13 protein-coding genes are annotated in these 16,598 nt (G+C 58.9%); 7 read left to right on the forward strand and 6 right to left on the reverse strand.

The genetic code is table 11. The annotated features are described in order from the left end of the window. Positions 1-107: 107 nt before the first annotated feature. From HZB23_14005 to HZB23_14015, 3 genes are all read right to left on the reverse strand, one after another. Positions 108-1,469: a sigma-54-dependent Fis family transcriptional regulator gene (locus HZB23_14005; protein MBI5845770.1), complete on the reverse strand. Its 1,362-nt coding sequence runs from the start codon at positions 1,467-1,469 to the stop codon at positions 108-110. A gap of 72 nt (positions 1,470-1,541) precedes the next feature. Continuing rightward, positions 1,542-3,269: a hypothetical protein gene (locus HZB23_14010; GenBank protein MBI5845771.1), complete on the reverse strand. Its 1,728-nt coding sequence runs from the start codon at positions 3,267-3,269 to the stop codon at positions 1,542-1,544. Between the two features lie 72 nt (positions 3,270-3,341). Beyond that, positions 3,342-3,851, reverse strand: coding sequence for a periplasmic heavy metal sensor (locus tag HZB23_14015; protein MBI5845772.1), 510 nt, complete (start codon positions 3,849-3,851; stop codon positions 3,342-3,344). Positions 3,852-4,382: 531 nt separating this feature from the next. Here HZB23_14015 and cooS point away from each other — a divergent pair. The 7 genes from cooS to HZB23_14050 all read left to right on the forward strand — a co-directional run bounded on the left by cooS (position 4,383) and on the right by HZB23_14050 (position 13,693). Next, positions 4,383-6,377 carry an anaerobic carbon-monoxide dehydrogenase catalytic subunit gene (gene cooS / locus HZB23_14020; protein MBI5845773.1) on the forward strand — a complete coding sequence of 665 codons (1,995 nt, stop codon included), beginning with the start codon at positions 4,383-4,385 and terminating at the stop codon, positions 6,375-6,377. Positions 6,378-6,881: 504 nt separating this feature from the next. Continuing rightward, entirely contained in the window at positions 6,882-8,189 is a 1,308-nt protein-coding gene (locus tag HZB23_14025; protein ID MBI5845774.1) for a cytochrome ubiquinol oxidase subunit I, read from the forward strand. Positions 8,190-8,391: 202 nt separating this feature from the next. Then, positions 8,392-9,417, forward strand: coding sequence for a cytochrome d ubiquinol oxidase subunit II (gene cydB, locus HZB23_14030; protein MBI5845775.1), 1,026 nt, complete (start codon positions 8,392-8,394; stop codon positions 9,415-9,417). Positions 9,418-9,639: 222 nt separating this feature from the next. After that, complete coding sequence (locus HZB23_14035; protein MBI5845776.1) at positions 9,640-10,410, forward strand: (2Fe-2S)-binding protein; 771 nt, start codon at positions 9,640-9,642, stop codon at positions 10,408-10,410. A 129-nt stretch (positions 10,411-10,539) separates the two neighbouring features. Then, on the forward strand, positions 10,540-11,607 hold the full coding sequence (dctP, locus tag HZB23_14040) for a TRAP transporter substrate-binding protein DctP (protein ID MBI5845777.1): 1,068 nt from the start codon (positions 10,540-10,542) through the stop codon (positions 11,605-11,607). Positions 11,608-11,634: 27 nt separating this feature from the next. Beyond that, positions 11,635-12,702, forward strand: a complete 1,068-nt coding sequence (locus HZB23_14045; protein ID MBI5845778.1) for a 50S ribosome-binding GTPase — start codon at positions 11,635-11,637, stop codon at positions 12,700-12,702. 184 nt (positions 12,703-12,886) lie between these two features. Continuing rightward, a complete protein-coding gene (locus tag HZB23_14050) occupies positions 12,887-13,693 on the forward strand; it encodes a hypothetical protein (GenBank protein ID MBI5845779.1) in 807 nt (268 codons plus the stop codon). A gap of 235 nt (positions 13,694-13,928) precedes the next feature. Here HZB23_14050 and HZB23_14055 read toward each other — a convergent pair whose 3' ends face one another. The 3 genes from HZB23_14055 to HZB23_14065 all read right to left on the reverse strand — a co-directional run bounded on the left by HZB23_14055 (position 13,929) and on the right by HZB23_14065 (position 16,595). Continuing rightward, positions 13,929-14,855, reverse strand: a complete 927-nt coding sequence (locus HZB23_14055; protein MBI5845780.1) for an alpha-ketoacid dehydrogenase subunit beta — start codon at positions 14,853-14,855, stop codon at positions 13,929-13,931. Positions 14,856-14,925: 70 nt separating this feature from the next. Beyond that, complete coding sequence (locus HZB23_14060; protein ID MBI5845781.1) at positions 14,926-15,888, reverse strand: thiamine pyrophosphate-dependent dehydrogenase E1 component subunit alpha; 963 nt, start codon at positions 15,886-15,888, stop codon at positions 14,926-14,928. Further along, positions 15,885-16,595 (reverse strand): NTP transferase domain-containing protein, encoded by a 711-nt coding sequence (locus tag HZB23_14065; protein MBI5845782.1) that lies wholly within the window; start codon positions 16,593-16,595, stop codon positions 15,885-15,887. The genes HZB23_14060 and HZB23_14065 overlap by 4 nt, the downstream gene beginning before the upstream one ends. Positions 16,596-16,598 lie beyond the last annotated feature (3 nt).

Raw genomic sequence — 16,598 nt, forward strand, 5'->3', positions numbered from 1 at the left:
TTAAACGATATTAACTAATAGGCGGCCTGTAGGCTGTCAAGGACAATCTGGGGACAGGAAGACTACGATAAGGGAGGATGCGTGTGAAGGTCGGAGGCGGGCGGCGGTCAGTCGGGCCGGACCAGCCCCAGCCGCTTCATGCGGTAGCGCAGGACCCGCTCGGAGATGCCCAGTTCGCGCGCGGCCTGGGTCTGGACGTGCCCGGTCTTTTCCAGGGCGGATATGATGAGGCGCTTTTCAGCCTCGGCCAGAACGGCGTCCAGCCCGGCGCTTTCCGTGGAAAGCCCCTCGCAGGACTGGTTGGCCCCGTGAAGGAGGTAGCCCGGCAGGTCCTCCGAGGAAAGGTTTTCAGTGCGGCACAGCACCACGGCGTTTTCCACGAGGTTGGAAAGCTCCCTCACGTTTCCCGGAAAGGGGTGCCTTATGGCCGCGTCGTAAAAATCCTTGGTTATTCCCTTTATGGTCTTCTTGTGTTGATCGGCGAACTTTTTAACGAAATGGCGCAACAGGGCCGGGATATCCGCCACCCGGTCACGCAGGGGCGGCAGGGATACGGTGACCACGGCGAGCCTGTAATAGAGGTCCTCCCTGAAACTGCCGTCGGCCAGGGCACGCACAAGGTCCCGGTTCGTTGCCGCCACCAAGCGCACGTCCGCCTTCTGGACGGCGTTTCCCCCCAGCCTCTCGAAGGTCCTTTCCTGGAGAAAGCGCAAAAGCTTTACCTGGACCGAGGGAGGCAGGTCCCCCACCTCGTCCAGAAACAGGGTGCCCCCGCCCGCCGCCTCCACCTTGCCGGTTCTGCGCCCAACGGCCCCGGTGAAGGCCCCCTTTTCATGGCCGAAGAGTTCGCTTTCCAGGAGGGTTTCGGGAAGAGCCGCGCAGTTTAAAGCCACAAACGGCCCCTTTGACCTGGCGCTTCCGGCGTGAATGGCGCGGGCCACAAGCTCCTTGCCGGTTCCCGATTCGCCCAGCACCAGGACCGTTGCCTCTGTGGCCGCCACACGGTTGATCTTGTCGTAAACCTCGCGCATGGGCAGGCTGTCGCCCACCATCTCAGGCGCGCCGCCTTCCCGGAGGCGGCTTTTGAGGTCCTGGTTTTCCCGTACCAGGCGACGAATTTTTTCGGATTTTTCCAGGAGCACCAGCAGATGCTCCAGGTCCACGGGCTTGGTGAGATAGTCGAAGGCCCCGGCCTTCATGGCGCTCACCGCGTCGGTTACGGACGAATAGGCGGTTATGAGGATGACGTGGAGTTCAGGATCGACCGCAAGGGCCTTCATGGCAAGCTCCAGGCCCGTCATGCCCGGCATCCTGTGATCGGTAAGGAGGCAGTCGCAGCCGTCCTCCACAAGGGTCTTTAAGGCGGAAACTCCGTCTGCGAAGCCACGGGCCTCGTAGCCGTGCTCGGAAAGGGCCTCCACAAGCATTTCTCTCTGGACAGGCTCGTCGTCTGCAACAAAAATGCGCATGGTGCTCCTTGGGCGGGAAAGTGGCCTATATCGATCAGCCCTTATAGGGACGAAAAAAAATCGCTGGAAGTGTCAGGCAAGGGGAATGCGTATGGTGGACACGGCTCCGGCCGACTGTTCCCTGTTGGCCAGGGAAAGCGTTCCTCCGTGCTCGCGCACCGAGGCCAGGGCCGTGGCGAGTCCCAGCCCGCTGCCCCTGACCTTTGTTGTATAGAACGGTTCAAAGGCCCTGTCCAGGGCTTCTGCGGTGAATCCGGGCCCGGAATCGGTAACGGTCATTAAAAGCACGCCTTCGGAAGACGACACCGAAACAGATACCGAGCCGCCCTCGTTGGAGGCGTCAACTGCGTTTTTCACCAGGTTGGCCAGGGCGCGGAAAACCTTTTCCTGGTCCAGGCGAGCCATGATGGGCGAGGCAGGCCTTTCCACGGCAAGCACCACGTTTTTCTGGGCCGCCTCCTCCCTGTAAAGGGCGGCCACCCTTTCCACCAGGTCGGCGGCGTCGGTTTCGGAAAGGCTCAGGCGGGGGGCGCGGGCGAGGTTCAGAAATTCCTCCACTATGCCGTTCAACCTGCCTATTTCGCTTCTTATGACCCCTGAAAGCCGCCTGAAGCGCTCCTGGTGAGCGGGCTCCACCGCCACCTCCCTTGAGAGCCTGCCCACCGTGAGGGAAATGGCGTTCAAGGGGTTTCGCACCTCGTGAGCCACCTGGGCCGCCATCTGGCCGAGGGAGGCTAGGTGCCTTGTGCGGCGCACGTCCTCCTCCAGGAGCCTCACTTTTCTTTCGTTTCTGCGCTGAAGGTGGAAAATGGCGAAAAGCCCGGCTGCACCCATGAAAAGGGCGGCCCCGGCAAAGGAGAGAATGTTTATGCGGGCCTGGTTCAAAAGCTCTTCGGTGGAGCGGGTGGAAAGCGCCACCACCAGCGTGGCCTGGGCTCCGGAATCTATCTTCATTTTTCTGAACCGCACGAGGCTTTCCCTGGCCCCGTCGGCGTCCGGCCTGAAAATGCGCCCCACCCGCGAGCGGTCCGAGTGGGCGAGTATCCTGTTGTCCGGGCCAAGAAGGGCCACGAAGGCGATTTTAGGCGATAGGGTGAGGGTGGAAAAGAGCCTGCCCACGTCGTGGCGTCCCATTCTGGCCGGCCTGGGCCTTCCCCTTAAAAGAATGACTCCGCCGTCCTTTCTCCTGACGGCCACGGCGGCCACCGGAGGCCCGCCGCAAAAGGGCTGGAGGGCCTGGGAAACGACCATTTCGCGCATCCCGCTTCTTATGAAGGCCGAAAGCCTCGGCTCCGTTTTTTCGATTTCGCCGGGCTCGCAGTTTTCCTGCTGACTTGGGTGACGGGGGCGAATTGATCCCGGACCTGCAAAAAGGGCGGGACCGGAACCGGATGCCCCTTCGTTATCTGCGAAAGGTTCCGGTCCCGGCAGGGGGGGGGGCGAAAGGCGGGACAAAAGCAGGTTTGACTGCGGGTCATAAATGAGGCCGGCTTCCAATCCACGCTCCGAAACGATCCTTGACAGGAAAAATCCGTCCTTGTCGGGATCGCCGGAAAGACTCAGATCAATCTCCCTTGCTAAGTGTTTCAATCCTTCAAGATAAAGCGCCTGTTGAAAACCGAAGGAAGCCAGGCTGAATACGGTGCTGCCCGCGATGCTCTCAGTTAGGGTGTCGGCCTCGTTCTCCAGGGCCGTTCTGGCGGTGTCCACCGTCTGCCGCCAAAGCACCAGGCTCACGCCGGATACCAGGAACCATAGAAGGACCAGGCTCAAGGCCAGATAGGGCACCGATTTTTTCACGGTTGATTCATCCGATTGAAGGTCCGGGTGATTGGATAAACATCACCCGGACCCGTTGGGTGGAAAACCTGCTTACCGGGAGCAGGGTCCGCGACCGCCGCCCCTCATTCCGCCCTGGCCGCCGCAACCGCCGCCGTCACCGGGGCCGAAAGCTGCACCGCATCCGGGGCCGGGGCCGAAGCCATTGGCGAAGAAGTCGGGAAACAGGTTACGCATTTTCAGGCGATGGGCAAGCACTTTCTGGTCCATCTGGCCCCTTAGGTCCGAAAGCTCCCTCTGGACCGCCACGGCTTTTTTCTCGTCGGGCTTGTCTGCCCTAAGCTCCCGGCCAAGCTCCCATTCCTTGTCCTCGATGCGGTAGCGAAGGTCCTTGGTTTCCTTGAGAAAGGCGGCCCTTTCGGCCTCAAGTTTCTCCATGTCCTTTTCGCTCAGGTCAGCCACAGGCCCCGGATGACCCGGATGGCCCTGGCCATACCCCGGACCGCCCTGCTGGCCGCCCCGGAATGCAAAGGCGTCCGAAAGGGTCAGGATGGGCAGGGTAAGGACCGCGACAGCCAGCACTACAAATGCGGCTTTTTTCATTTTGGCTTCCTCCGGTTGATTTTTTTTGTTCGCCGCTTTCGGCGTTTGTTCTGATATGATAGCAAGCGGCGTGCCAAAACCGGAAATTTTTCCGCAACATGCGGACATCAAAAGATATATGAGCATCGGACGCTGGACTCCGCCAGGCGGCGTCCTCGACAAAATTGTCGAGGCTTTTGCCGTTTTATACGTCTAATCAGCCTGTTGTGCAATCATGATGGTTGCGTGAAGGTGCCGACCATTTTGTCGAACCGGATTCGCGCACGAAAACCAGCATCCCAACGGACACCGGCTTATCCCTGCAGGCTGCAAGCCGCCCAAGCCTGTTCAATCCCGCTATGATTTGCTGATGGACACATTCTAAAAATTTTATGCTATATTGACAGGAAATTAATAGGATATTATATTTGCAAACAGGAATTAGTATCATCAACACCTTCCGATTTACCCACTGCCCCTTCCGCAGCCGGAAACACAAGGTTGAACGGGGGCGCTTCACCAACTCAATCCCTGAAGGGAGAAAAGCGACCCATGACGATAGAAAAACCCGTAAAGGCCTCTATTGCGGAAAAACCTGACAAGAAGGAAGCGGACCTGGCGGACTGCACCATCTGCGAAGCCACCAGGCAGATGCTTGTAAAGGCCAGGAAGGACGGCGTGGAAACAGCCTTCGACCGGGCGGCCAGCATGAAGCCCTGCCCAATCGGAGCCGAGTCGGCCTGCTGCAAGCACTGCTCCATGGGCCCCTGCCGCTTGAACTCCAAGGACCCCTACGGCAAGGTTGGCGTTTGCGGGGCGTCCATCGACACCATCCAGGCCCGCAACTTCGGTCGCATGGTGGCCGTGGGCTCGGCCTGCCACACCGGCCACGGCATGAGCATGTTGTCGCTCTTCCGGGACGTAGTCAACGGCAAGATCGACGACTACGCCATAAAGGACCACTTAAAGCTCGAGGAAGTCGCCCAGTCCCTTGGCATTCCCATCGAGGGCAGGACCGAGAAGGAAATCGCCCTCAATCTTTGCGACGAGCTGGAAAAAACCTACACCCAGCTTGAAGGCGAAATTCCCTTCATGAAGCGCGTTCCCGAACGCACCCTGGAAACCTGGCGCAAGCTGGGCATAGTTCCGCGCGGGGCCATGCGGGAGATCATGGAAATGGTGGACCGCACCCACATAGGCATGGACCAGGAGTACGGCAACCTCACCAAGCAGGCGTTCCGCACGGCCATTTCGGACGGCTGGGGCGGAAGCATGGTCTCCACCGAAATCTCCGACATCCTTTTCGGGACCCCCGCACCGGTCCTGGCCGACGTCAACATGGGCGTGTTGAAGGCCGATCACGTGAACGTCATCATTCACGGCCACGAGCCCAACCTTTTCGACTCCATGATCGCCTCCGTGAACGACCCCATTTTTATCGAGGCGGCGCATAAGGCCGGGGCCAAGGGCATCAACCTCGTGGGCATGTGCTGCTCCGGCGCGGAAATGCTCGGAAGGCGCGGCATTCCCCACGCCGGCAACTTCATGAGCACCGAGGCGGTCCTCGTCACCGGCGCGGTGGACGCAATGGCGGTGGACGTTCAGTGCATCAAGCAGGGCCTTGTGAAGGTAGCCGACTGCTACGGCACCAAATTCTTCACCACCAACCCCAGGTGCCGCCTTGAGGGCGCGAACCACATGGAATTCATCGAGCACGAGCCCAGAAAATGCACCGATGAAATCGTGATCCAGGCCATCACCCGTTTCAAGGACCGGCCCGCAGTGGTGGAAATTCCCAAGATCAAAAACGCGGGCGTTCACGGGTTCTCGTACGAGTACGTCAATTACATGCTGGGCGGCTCCTTCCGGGGCTCCTACACCCCCTTGAACGACAACATCATAAACGGCCGTATAAGAGGCGTCGCCGGAGTCGTGGGCTGCACCAACCCCCGCGTGAAGCAGGACTGGGTCCACGTGGAGCTGGTGAAGGAGCTCATCAAGAACGACGTCCTGGTGCTTCAGACCGGCTGCTCCCAGATCGCCCTGGCCAAGGCCGGGCTCATGACCCCGGAAGCCGCGCACCTCGCGGGCAAGGGCCTGGCGGAAGTCTGCGAAACGGTGGGAATGCCGCCGATTTTAGGCCTCGGCTCCTGCGTGGACAACACCCGCATACTCATAGCGGCTTCAGAGATGGTGAAGACCGGCGGGCTCGGAAACTGCCTCCAAGACCTTCCCGTTGCGGGCGCGGCCCCTGAATGGATGAGCGAAAAGGCGGTGGCCATAGGCCACTACTTCGTGGCTTCGGGCGTTTACACGGTGTTCGGGGTCAGCTTCCCCATCGTGAAGAACACCAAGTTCTACAAGCACCTGACCGAGGATGTAGAAACCATGGGCCTCGGCAAGTGGGACTTCACAGCAGACCCCTATGAAATGGCGAGGCTCATGATCGCCCACATAGACAAGAAGAGGAAGGCCTTGGGCATCGACAAGAGCCGGGAGCGGGTACTCATGGATATGGCGGCGCGCCAAAAACTCGACGCAGCCTGACAGGCTGTCCCAAAACGCGAACTGCGGCGTCAGATTTCGCCGGGCGGGTCGTTACGTACCCAAAAGTACGCGGCCTCCCCGCCCGGCTTCATCTTCCTTGCATTTCATCGTTTTGGATCAGCCTGTCGCGTCACAGAATACCTGTCGCAAGGCAAGGCTTTCCTGGTAGCGCGGGCATCCTTCCCGCATTAAAGGCAAAAGCGGGCGGGACGCCCGCGCTCCCAGGAAAAAATTTTCTTCGACTATTCTCGTTCAATCTGAAAATTTTTTAGGGGCACATTTTTACAGCCCTGAGGGGATTCCGCATGGAACCCTCTCAGGGCTTTTATTTTGAAGGGGTTGCCAAAGAACAGTTGACATTTTCTTCGCTGTAAATAATAATGCGTTTCACTTTCAAAGTTAGCCCGCAAGCCGCCTTATCAGCTTCAATTCATTGCATTTCAAGACGGCTTGAAATAAAATATGACTTGTTGATTTTTACAGCCACACAACTTGGGAGGAGGAATGGATACCTTACTGCTGTCCCGGCTTCAATTCGCCGTAGCCACGCTCTTTCACTTCCTGTTCGTGCCGCTCACCCTTGGCCTTTCGGTCCTGGTGGCGACCATGGAGACCCGCTACGTAAGAACCGGAAACCCCGTTTATCTCAGAATGACCAAATTCTGGGGAAAAATCTTTCTCATCAACTTCGTGGTGGGAATCGTAACGGGCATCTCCCTGGAATTCCAGTTCGGAACCAACTGGAGCCGCTATTCAATATTTGTGGGCGACATCTTCGGCTCGCTTCTGGCCATAGAGGCCACGGCGGCCTTTTTCCTGGAATCCACCCTCATAGGCGTATGGGCCTTCGGCTGGAACAGGCTCTCCAAAAAGGCGCACGCCGCCGTGATCTGGCTCATCGCCATTGCCTCCACCGTCTCAGCCTACTGGATTCTTGCCGCAAATTCGTGGATGCAGCATCCGGTGGGTTACGAAATAAGAAACGGACGCGCCGAACTCACCGATTTTTTCGCGGTGGTCACCAGCAAGTTCGCCGTTCTCCAGTTTCTTCACACGGTTCCGGCGGCCTACATTTTGGGCGGCTTTTTCGTCATGGGCATTTCGGCCTGGCATCTTCTGCGCAAAAACGAGACCGATTTTTTCACCCGCTCCTTCCGCACGGGCCTCGCCCTTTCCCTTGTCATGTCCCTTTTCGTGTTCGCCGAAGGGCACATGCAGGGAGCTGACCTTGCAGAAGCGCAGCCCGCCAAAGTCGCCGCAATGGAAGGCCACTGGGAGACTTCGGAACGAGCGCCCATCTACCTTTTTTCCTGGCCCGACCAGGAAAACCAGAAAAACGCCATTGAAATTCTTCCCGTTCCGGGGCTTTTGAGCCTTCTTGCCCACCACGACATGAACGCAAGCGTAACGGGCCTGAAGGACATTCCAAGAGACGAGCAGCCGCCGGTTCTCACGGTTTCCCTCTCGTTCAAGCTCATGGTGTGCCTTGGGATATTGTTCATCCTCCAGACCCTTTACGGATTCTTCGTCAGAAACCGGCTCGCCGAGAACCCCAGGTTCCTCAAGATGATGGTATGGTCCATTCCGCTTCCCTACATCGCCTGCTCCCTTGGCTGGATCATGACCGAAATGGGACGCCAGCCCTGGATAGTCTACGGGATGATGAAGACAAGCGACGCCCATTCGGCAACGGTTGCCGCCTCATCGGTGGGGATAACCCTTGTGGGCTTCATCCTGGTCTATTCCATACTGGGCGCGGCGGGGTTCGGGCTGATGGCCAAAACGGCGCGGAAAGGCCCTGAACCTTCTTAATCGCCTGTCCAAAAACGCGAACTTAAGTGTCAGGCTTCGTAGCGCGGGTCGGTCATATACGAACAGTATTATTCCTCCCCGCGCTTCTCGCCAACCTTAGCATTTCATCTTTTTTGATCAGGCTTTATTTCCAGAAATTTTTGAGGCCTTCACGTCGCCTTAAAATTAAGCAAGCAACCATCCAATGATCGAGGGGTTCATCATGGATCATTCCACCTATGCGGCAATCTGGTTTTTCCTCTGGGGACTTCTTTGGGCGGTCTATTTCGCAACGGACGGGTTCGATCTGGGGGTCGGCATGATGCTGCCCTTTCTGGGCGAAACCGAAGAGGACAAACGCGCCATGCTGAAAAGCGTGGGGCCCTTGTGGGACGGAAACGAGGTCTGGCTCATCGCAGCCGGAGGCGTCACCTTCGCGGCCTTTCCCAGGGTTTACGCCGTGATGTTTTCGTCCCTGTACCTGCCGCTCATGCTCATCCTTTTCGGGCTGATCATAAGGGGCGTTTCCTTCGAGTTCCGCGAGAAACTGGACGGCGCGGGCTGGAAAAAGCTCTGGGACGCCTGCCAGTTCACGGGAAGCCTTCTTCCGGCGCTCCTTCTTGGCGTGGCCTTCGCCAATATCTTCGCCGGGGTTCCCATAGACGGCGACGGGGCCTTCCACGGCACGATTCTCACCCTGCTTACGCCCTACGGCCTTCTTGGCGGAATCTTCTTCATCCTGATGTTCCTCCTGCACGGAAGCCTGTGGCTTTGCGCGCATACCGAGGGGGAGCTTCTGGCCAGAAGCGCAAGGACCGCAACGATCCTGTGGCCTGTAACGGTGCTGGCCTTCGCGGCCTTCGCGGCTTTAAGCTTTTTCGCAACAAACCTTTTCGCCAATTTCCTGGCCCACCCGCTTCTCCTTGCCGTACCCGCGCTTGGAGCAGCCGCTGCGGTATCGGCAATGTTTTGCCTGAAAAAGGAATTTTACTGGAGAGCCTGGTTTTCAAGCGGCCTTTTCATCATCTGCGTAACCTTTTTCGGCATTATCGGCCTTTTCCCCGATCTCTTCCCGTCCAATATGTCGCCCGAGTTCAGCATAAGCACGGCGAACGGATCGTCATCCCTCCTTACACTGAAGATCATGCTGGGCGTGGCGCTCTTTTTCGTGCCCATAGTGATCCTTTACCAGGCCTGGGCCTACCGGCTCTTCAGCAAGCCCGGCCCCTCCGGGGAGGAGGGATATTGACGGTCGATGGCAAAGATCATGTTTCGCCATTTTACAACATCCTGATATCACGATAAAAACGATTCGCCCTGACCCCGCCTTCCCACACTACCGGACGGCGGGGTCAATTTTTTTGACGGCCTTTGCGTTGACAAGCAGGCCCTTTTGGACTTACAAGCAACATACTGAACATTCCGGGGCCACGAGCCGCCCCTTGTAATTTTTGCATGTTTTAGAGGAATTATGGAACTGCGCACCGGCCTTGTTGTAAACGGAAGAAGCTGCCCCTACGAACCCGGCGAAACCATCCTGTACGCCGCAGAACGCGCCGGAATCGAAATCCCCACCCTCTGCCATTTTCCCAGAGTCGCCTCCCCGGGAACCTGCGGCGTGTGCGTGGTGGAGATAAAGGGAAGGCAAGGCCTTGTCCCGGCCTGCTCCACCAAGGCCGCGCCCGGAATGGAGGTTTTCACGGAATCGGCCCGCGTGGTGGAAGCAAGGCGGGAGGTCATCTCGGCCATGCTCGCTACGGGCAACCACAACTGCGCGGCCCGTGGTGCGGACGACGGCAACTGGGCGGATTTCCAGCTCTCGGTCCAAAAATCCGAGGGCGACATAAGGCTCTGCCCGGCCTGGGGCGACTGCCGCCTCCAGGACCTCGCCTACCGCTACCAGGCAAACCCCGGCGGAGGCCCCCAGGTATTGCGGATAATGCCTGTAATGCCCGAAAACCCTTTTTTCAGGAGGGATTATACAAGGTGCATACGTTGCGGGCGCTGCGTCACGGCCTGCAACATGGTCCAGGTCAACATGGCCCTTGAATTCGATTTTTCCGCGCACAACACCGGTTCGGAAAAGGATTTCCCAATTCCCAACGAGTTGTGCGTGCATTGCGGCGAATGCGTCCAGGCCTGCCCGGTTGGCGCCCTGGTTTACGCGCAAGGCCGCATCGAGAAAACCGGCCCCAGGCGCAAGCGCTCCCCTGCCGCAGAAGCCGTTGAAGCGAGAGCCTGATTTCGGAAAGGCTGTAACCTTTCCGGCTTTTTTAAGGACTCATCCCCAAAGGGGCTGCTTGGGGGCCGGAATCACCGGCAACAGTTTCCAACCTCAAACAAATCAAAAACAACGGGCCGAGGAAAATAAATGAAAAGGTCTTCACGCCTTGCGGGTATCCTTTTGCTCCAGGCGCTCATCGCTCTGTCGGCTGTTTCAGCGGCTGCGGCGGCCAATCCCGGCCCCGCCAAAGTCGGCCCCAAATATCTCTGGAACTTCGCCACCATCGTCCCCAAGGGCATGGGATGGGTGCAGCAGTATGAAAAGCTCGTCGCGCCCACCCTGGACCAGATCAGCAACCAGGAATTGAAGCTCAAGATTCACTGGGGCGGATCCCAGGGCAAGGACGAAGATGTCATAAAAAAGATCAGGGCCGGCAAACTCCAGGGCGCGGGGCTCGACGCGCGCGGAACAGTAATGGCGGTGAAGGAATTATCCGTCCTTGAACTGCCCTTTCTTTTCAACGGCTACGAGGAGGTTGATTACGTGCGCGGCAAGATGCACACAACCTTCGACAAATACGCCGAAAAAAGCGGGTTCTGCCTGGGCCTTTGGATAGACCAGGATTTCGACCAGCTTTATTCCTCGAAATACGACTTTTCCGATCCCAAACATTTCGCCCAGGCCCGCTTCGCCAACTGGTGCGGGGACCTGGAAAAAAGGGTGCTGGAAAACGTGGGCGGCCCCGGCTCCACGGTGCCCGCCGACATCAACACCTTCATATCCATGATCAGCAAGGGAACAGCTGATTCCGCCGTGGCCCCGGCCCTGTGGGTCGTGGGCACCCAGCTTTTTTCGGTCTTCACCAGCGTAAACCCGGTGAAGATCCGCTACAGCCCCGGCTCGGTCCTTATCGGCAAAAAAGCCTGGGACGAACTTCCAGACGAATACCGCAAGCGCTTCATGGAAAAAAGGACCGGGCTTGAGACCACCATAAACCAGGCGGTTCGCCTGGACAACAGGAAGGCCCTGGCTGCGATGGTGCGCTACGGGGTGAAGCTGGCTTCGGTGAGCGATGCCAATGTGGCGACCCTCAAGGAAAAGACCCGGAAGATTTACGGCGAAATGGCTGACAGCGCCTACCCCAGGCAGCTTCTGGAAGAGGTGAGCGCCAAACTTGCCGAGTTTCGCAGGCAGAAGCCGGGCAAGGCGGCCTGACGCGTAAATGAAAGCCGGTGCGCCAAAATGAGCTCAGACGAATCGATAACGGAAAGCGTTGCCCGCCTGAAAAAACAGATAGAGGCGAGCGAGGCTGTCACCGTCTCAATCGCCCTTTTCGGGCGCACGGGCGCGGGCAAGTCCTCCCTCATCAACCGGCTGATGGGCAAGAACCTTGCCAGGGTGGGAGCTTCCACGGACACCACCGTCGATGCGTCCACCTTTCAGTGGAACGGCGTCCACCTTGTCGACCTTCCGGGCTTCGACACGGCGAGGTTCCCCAAGGAAACCTTCTGGGAGCGCTTCAACCTCGATTCCTTCGACATCTTCCTGTGCGTCTTTTCCGACAAGTTCGGCTCGGCGGAAAGCGACTTTTTTCTCAAGCTGCGCCAGAAGAAGCGCACCTGCCTCTTTGTCCGCAACAAGGCCGACCAGGTTTGCGACACCAGCGGGGAGCGCTCCACCAACGAGCTTTATGGCGAAATCGAAAAGGACGTGGCGCGCCAGGTGCTGGAGCCCACCCGTGTGCATTTCACGAGCTGCGCCACGGGAGCCGGCCTTGCGGAACTTTCCGACGCCATTTCAAAGGCCCTCCCCAAAGCCAAGCAGGAGCGCTGGATTGAAAGCGCCAAAGCCTACAGCCGGGAATTTCTGGCCGCCAAGGAGGAGCTTTGCAAAAAAAAAGTCCGCCTCTACGCGGGCCTTTGCGCGGCGAACGCGATTAACCCGGTTCCCGGGGTGGACGTGGCAGTGGACCTTTCGATCCTCGTAGCCATGATGAAGGCCATCAGAAACGCCTACGGGCTTTCCGACCAGAGCATCCTGAAGGCCAAGGAACTGGGCATCCCGGCAATCGCCCAGCTGGCCAACAACGTCGTGCGCTACGGAACCCGCGAGGGCGCGGTCTATCTTCTCCAGAGGTTCATGGGCCGCGAGATCACCAAGGAGGTGGCCAAGTACATCCCCCTCGTTGGCCAGATCGTGGCGGCCAGCGCCGGTTTCGGTATCACCCTCCAGGCGGGCGGGACCTATCTTGCCGACTGCCACGGGATAGCCGGAGAAATACTTTCCAGGGAGCTCGCCTTCCGGGCCTGACGCCCGCCTTGTTTTCAATTCCTGTTGTCAACGCTTGATTTTTACCCGATGCCATGATAAGAAACAGTTGTTTTCCGAAAAACAACCGTGCCGTACTCTTAGCGGATCACTGCAGGGCGACAATTATCAAAGCCCGTCAGCCTGTGCGACCAATGCTCAACCACAACCAATGGAAGGGGGAAAGATGAAGCTTTCTCGTATCGTTTTGGTTCTTTTAGTCCTGGCCCTGGCGGCGGCTCCCGCCCTGGCGGCTGAAAAAACCTTCGGCTTGGGTCTTCAGTTCGATACCGGAGCCAGGGACATGGCTTTTGACGATTTCACCACATCTTTGGGCAAGCTTACCAGCGACGAAATAACCCAGATGGACAAGTTCTACGACTACAAGGAGACCTATCACTCCCTGGCCCTCCTTGGAACCTGGAACATCAACAGCAATTTCACCGCCAGGGCGATTCTGGGCCTTTCCGACTACGAGCTCAAAGGCGATTATTTCGGCGACCAGTCCAACGCCTTCGTGGGCTTCAAGATGAGCGACGACTATTCCGACTTCATCTACGGCCTGGAGCTCGATTTCAAGGGCCCCATCACTGACAGTTGGGCCGTGGGCCTCTCCCTTGCCGGAAAAGCCATCAGCTACCGCGACGGCTCTTATTCGGTCAACGGAACCCAGGTTCTTCCCGGCGGAGCGGTCACCAGGGTCGACGTAGACACCCAGAAGTGGGCCATCGAATTCTTCCCCCGCGTGGTCTATACCGGCAAAAAGGTTGACCTCTACATCGGCCCCACCTACACCATGGCCAATGCCGAGATGGAAGTCCGCCAGTACACCACCGCAGGCGTGACCACCAGCACCCTCACCCTTAACGAGGAAGAGCCCTGGGCCGTCCGGGTCGGCGTCTGCCTGCCCCTGGGCCAGAACATCAAGACCGACATCGCCGTCAACTTTCTTGGCACCACCGGAGCCACGATTTCCGCATCTTACGGATTCTAAGCCCCACCGAAAAACATGATAGCCTGTTGAAAAAGGCAAGATGTGAAGCCTGGATAAAAACGATGAACACGGCGCGCAAAAAGCCAATGAGTAAGCGTACTTATGGTACGTGACGGAATTGGCTTTGAAGCGCAACACAGCAGTTCGCGTTTTTAGACAGGTGGATAGGGCTTCACATAAAAGCCTCCCCCGATTCCGGGGGAGGCTTTTTTATCACCGCAGATTTCCCGCTTCGTCACCCGAAAAGCCCCATTATCGCCCGCACCACGCCGCCCTTCGAGGGAAAATACGCGGCCTCGAGGGTCGGGCTTGCGGGAACCGAAAGATCGGGGATGCCAATGCGCAACGGCGGGGCCAGGAAGGCCCCGAAGGCTGCCTCCGCCACCCTTGCGACCAGTTCAGCGGCAAGCCCGCCTGCGGGATAGCCCGTATCCATGACGACGAGCCTTCCGGTGCGCCTCACGGATTCAGCCACAAGTGCCGCGTCAAGGGGTTTCGCCGACCGAAGGTCGACGACTTCGGCCTCTATGCCTTTTTCCTTCAGTGTCTCAGCCGCTCCAAGGGCCATGACCACAGCAGAGGAAACCGCCGCAAGGGTCACGTGGCGGCCAGCCCGCCTTATGATTCCCCGCCCGATGGGCGTAAAATACGGCCCTTCGGGAACCGGGCCCGTGAGCCTGAAATTGTCCCGGTGATCGAAAACCATAACCGGGCCGGGGTCGGCAAGGGCAGCGAGCATCAGTCCCTTGGCGTCGCCGGGGCTTGACGGCAGCACCACCTTCAGGCCCGGAACGTGCAGAAAAAGGCCGTGAAGGGCCTGGGAATGCTGGGCCGCAGCCCCCCACCCGCGACCCGTGCAGGCCCAGACCACCAGGGGAACCTTTCCGGCCCTGCCGCCGTACATTTGGGTCCACTTGGCCGCATGGTTCGCTATCTGGTCCATTGCAAGAAGCAGGAAATCCGGGCGGTTGTGCATGTAAACGGGCTTCAGGCCACAGATGGCGGCTCCCGTCGCAACGCCCGCAAGCGCCGCCTCGCTTAGGGGTGTGTCGAAAACCCGGTCAGGGCCGAAGCGCCCGGAAAGCCCCGAAGTTGTCCCAAACATGGCCCACGGGTCATCCACACCCTGGCCCATGACGAAAACCGACGGATCGGCCTCCATTGCCTGGAAAAGGGCCTCGCGTATCGCTTCGGGGTAGGTGAGTATTCTGGATTCGGACACCTTTGGCCCCTTAGGTTGCCTGAAATAAATCAGAAGAATCGGGCAGGGGGCTTTTCCGGGCGAAATCAAACGCCGCCCCTATTTCGGCGGCGGTTTCATTTTCCATGCGGGAAAAGACGTCCGAATCCACGCCCTGCTTCACAAGCCGCCTTTTTAGCCTTTGAACCGGACACCGGCGTTTCCAGCGCACAAGCTCCTTTTGGTCGCGGTAGCCTTCAACATCCCAGTCGGCAGGCCCGGCGTGCCCGGCTATTCTGTAGGTTACGCACTCCATGAAGGACGGCCCTTGACCCGCTCTGGCTCTTTTCACAGCCCTTTCCGCCAAGGCCAAAACCGCTACTGCGTCGTTGCCGTCTATACTTGAGGCCTTCAGGAGCCTTTTGTCCACGCCCTTCAAAAACACGCTGGGGGCGGCCTGGCGGGCGGAAACCTTCGAGCACACCGAAAAGCCGTTGTTTTCCAGCACGTAGATTATGGGGAGCTTTTTCAAAACCGCGAAATTGACAGACTCGTAGAGCACCCCCTGGTCTGCGGCCCCGTCCCCGAAAAAGACCGCCGTCACCCGGCCGTCGCCCTTCATGCGGCTTGCAAGGGCAGCTCCCGTGGCGATGCCAAGGTTCCCGCCCACTATGGCGGAGCCGCCCATAAAGCCCGCGCCCCGGTCCACAAGGTGCATGGACCCGCCGAAGCCCCCGGAAGATCCGCCGCTTTTTCCGAAAAGCTCGGCCATCATGGCGTTCAGATCACCGCCCTTGGCCAGGTACGGCCCGTGGCAACGGTGAGTGGCGAATACCATGTCGGAAGGCGAAAGGGCCGCGCACACGCCCGCAGACACCGCCTCCTGGCCCGTTGAAAGGTGAACCGGTGTGGGCATGGAATTTTCGGGATACTCGGCCTCTATTGCCTCGCTCACGCGCCTTATGCGAAGCATGGCGCGGAAAAGGCCCAGGGATTTTCGGGTATTGAGGCTCATGAAAAGCGCTCTTTGGCCAGAGAGTAGGTTTCGGGGGTGCCTATGTCCCAGAAACGGCCTTCGGTCCTGAATCCGTAGAAGCCTTTGCCCACGGCCTGAGGCAGGGTCTCGCGCTCCAGGGAGACCGGCCTTCCCGAAGGAATTTCCAGAAGAAAGTCGCGGCGGAAAAGATAGGCCCCGGCGCTGGCCCAGGAATCGCCCCCCTGCCCTGTTTCCGGCTTTTCGCTGAAGGCCGTCACTTGGCCTTCCCGGTCTGTTTCCACCCTGCCGCAGTTATCGGAATCAAGGGCTGGAACCAAAAGAAGCCCGGCGGAAGCTCCTGTGCTTTCAAACCAGCGGATGAAAGCGCCAAGGTCGGCGTCAACCAGGGTATCGCCGTTTACGGCCAGCAGGATGTCGCCTTCGGCCAGATCAAGGGCCGCGCGCAGGGCCCCTGCGGTGCCCAGGGGAGAGGGCTCCCGGCTGTAGTCTAGCGACATCGGGCCGAATCCGTTTCCGAGGCTATTTTCAACTGCGTCCGCCCCGAAGCCCGTGCAGATAAACGCCCGGCAAATCCCGGCGGCGGCGAGCCTCTCAAGAACAAGGGCGATGAATGGCCGACCCGCCACCGGGGCCAGGACCTTGGGTAAGCCTTCGGGAAGCGCGGCGCGGAGCCTGGTTCCGGCTCCCCCGGCAAGGATAAGGGCTGTGATTCGGTACGGGTCCAAAAG

The organism is Deltaproteobacteria bacterium (genome assembly GCA_016235345.1).
Lineage (GTDB): Bacteria > Desulfobacterota > Desulfobacteria > Desulfobacterales > Desulfatibacillaceae > JACRLG01.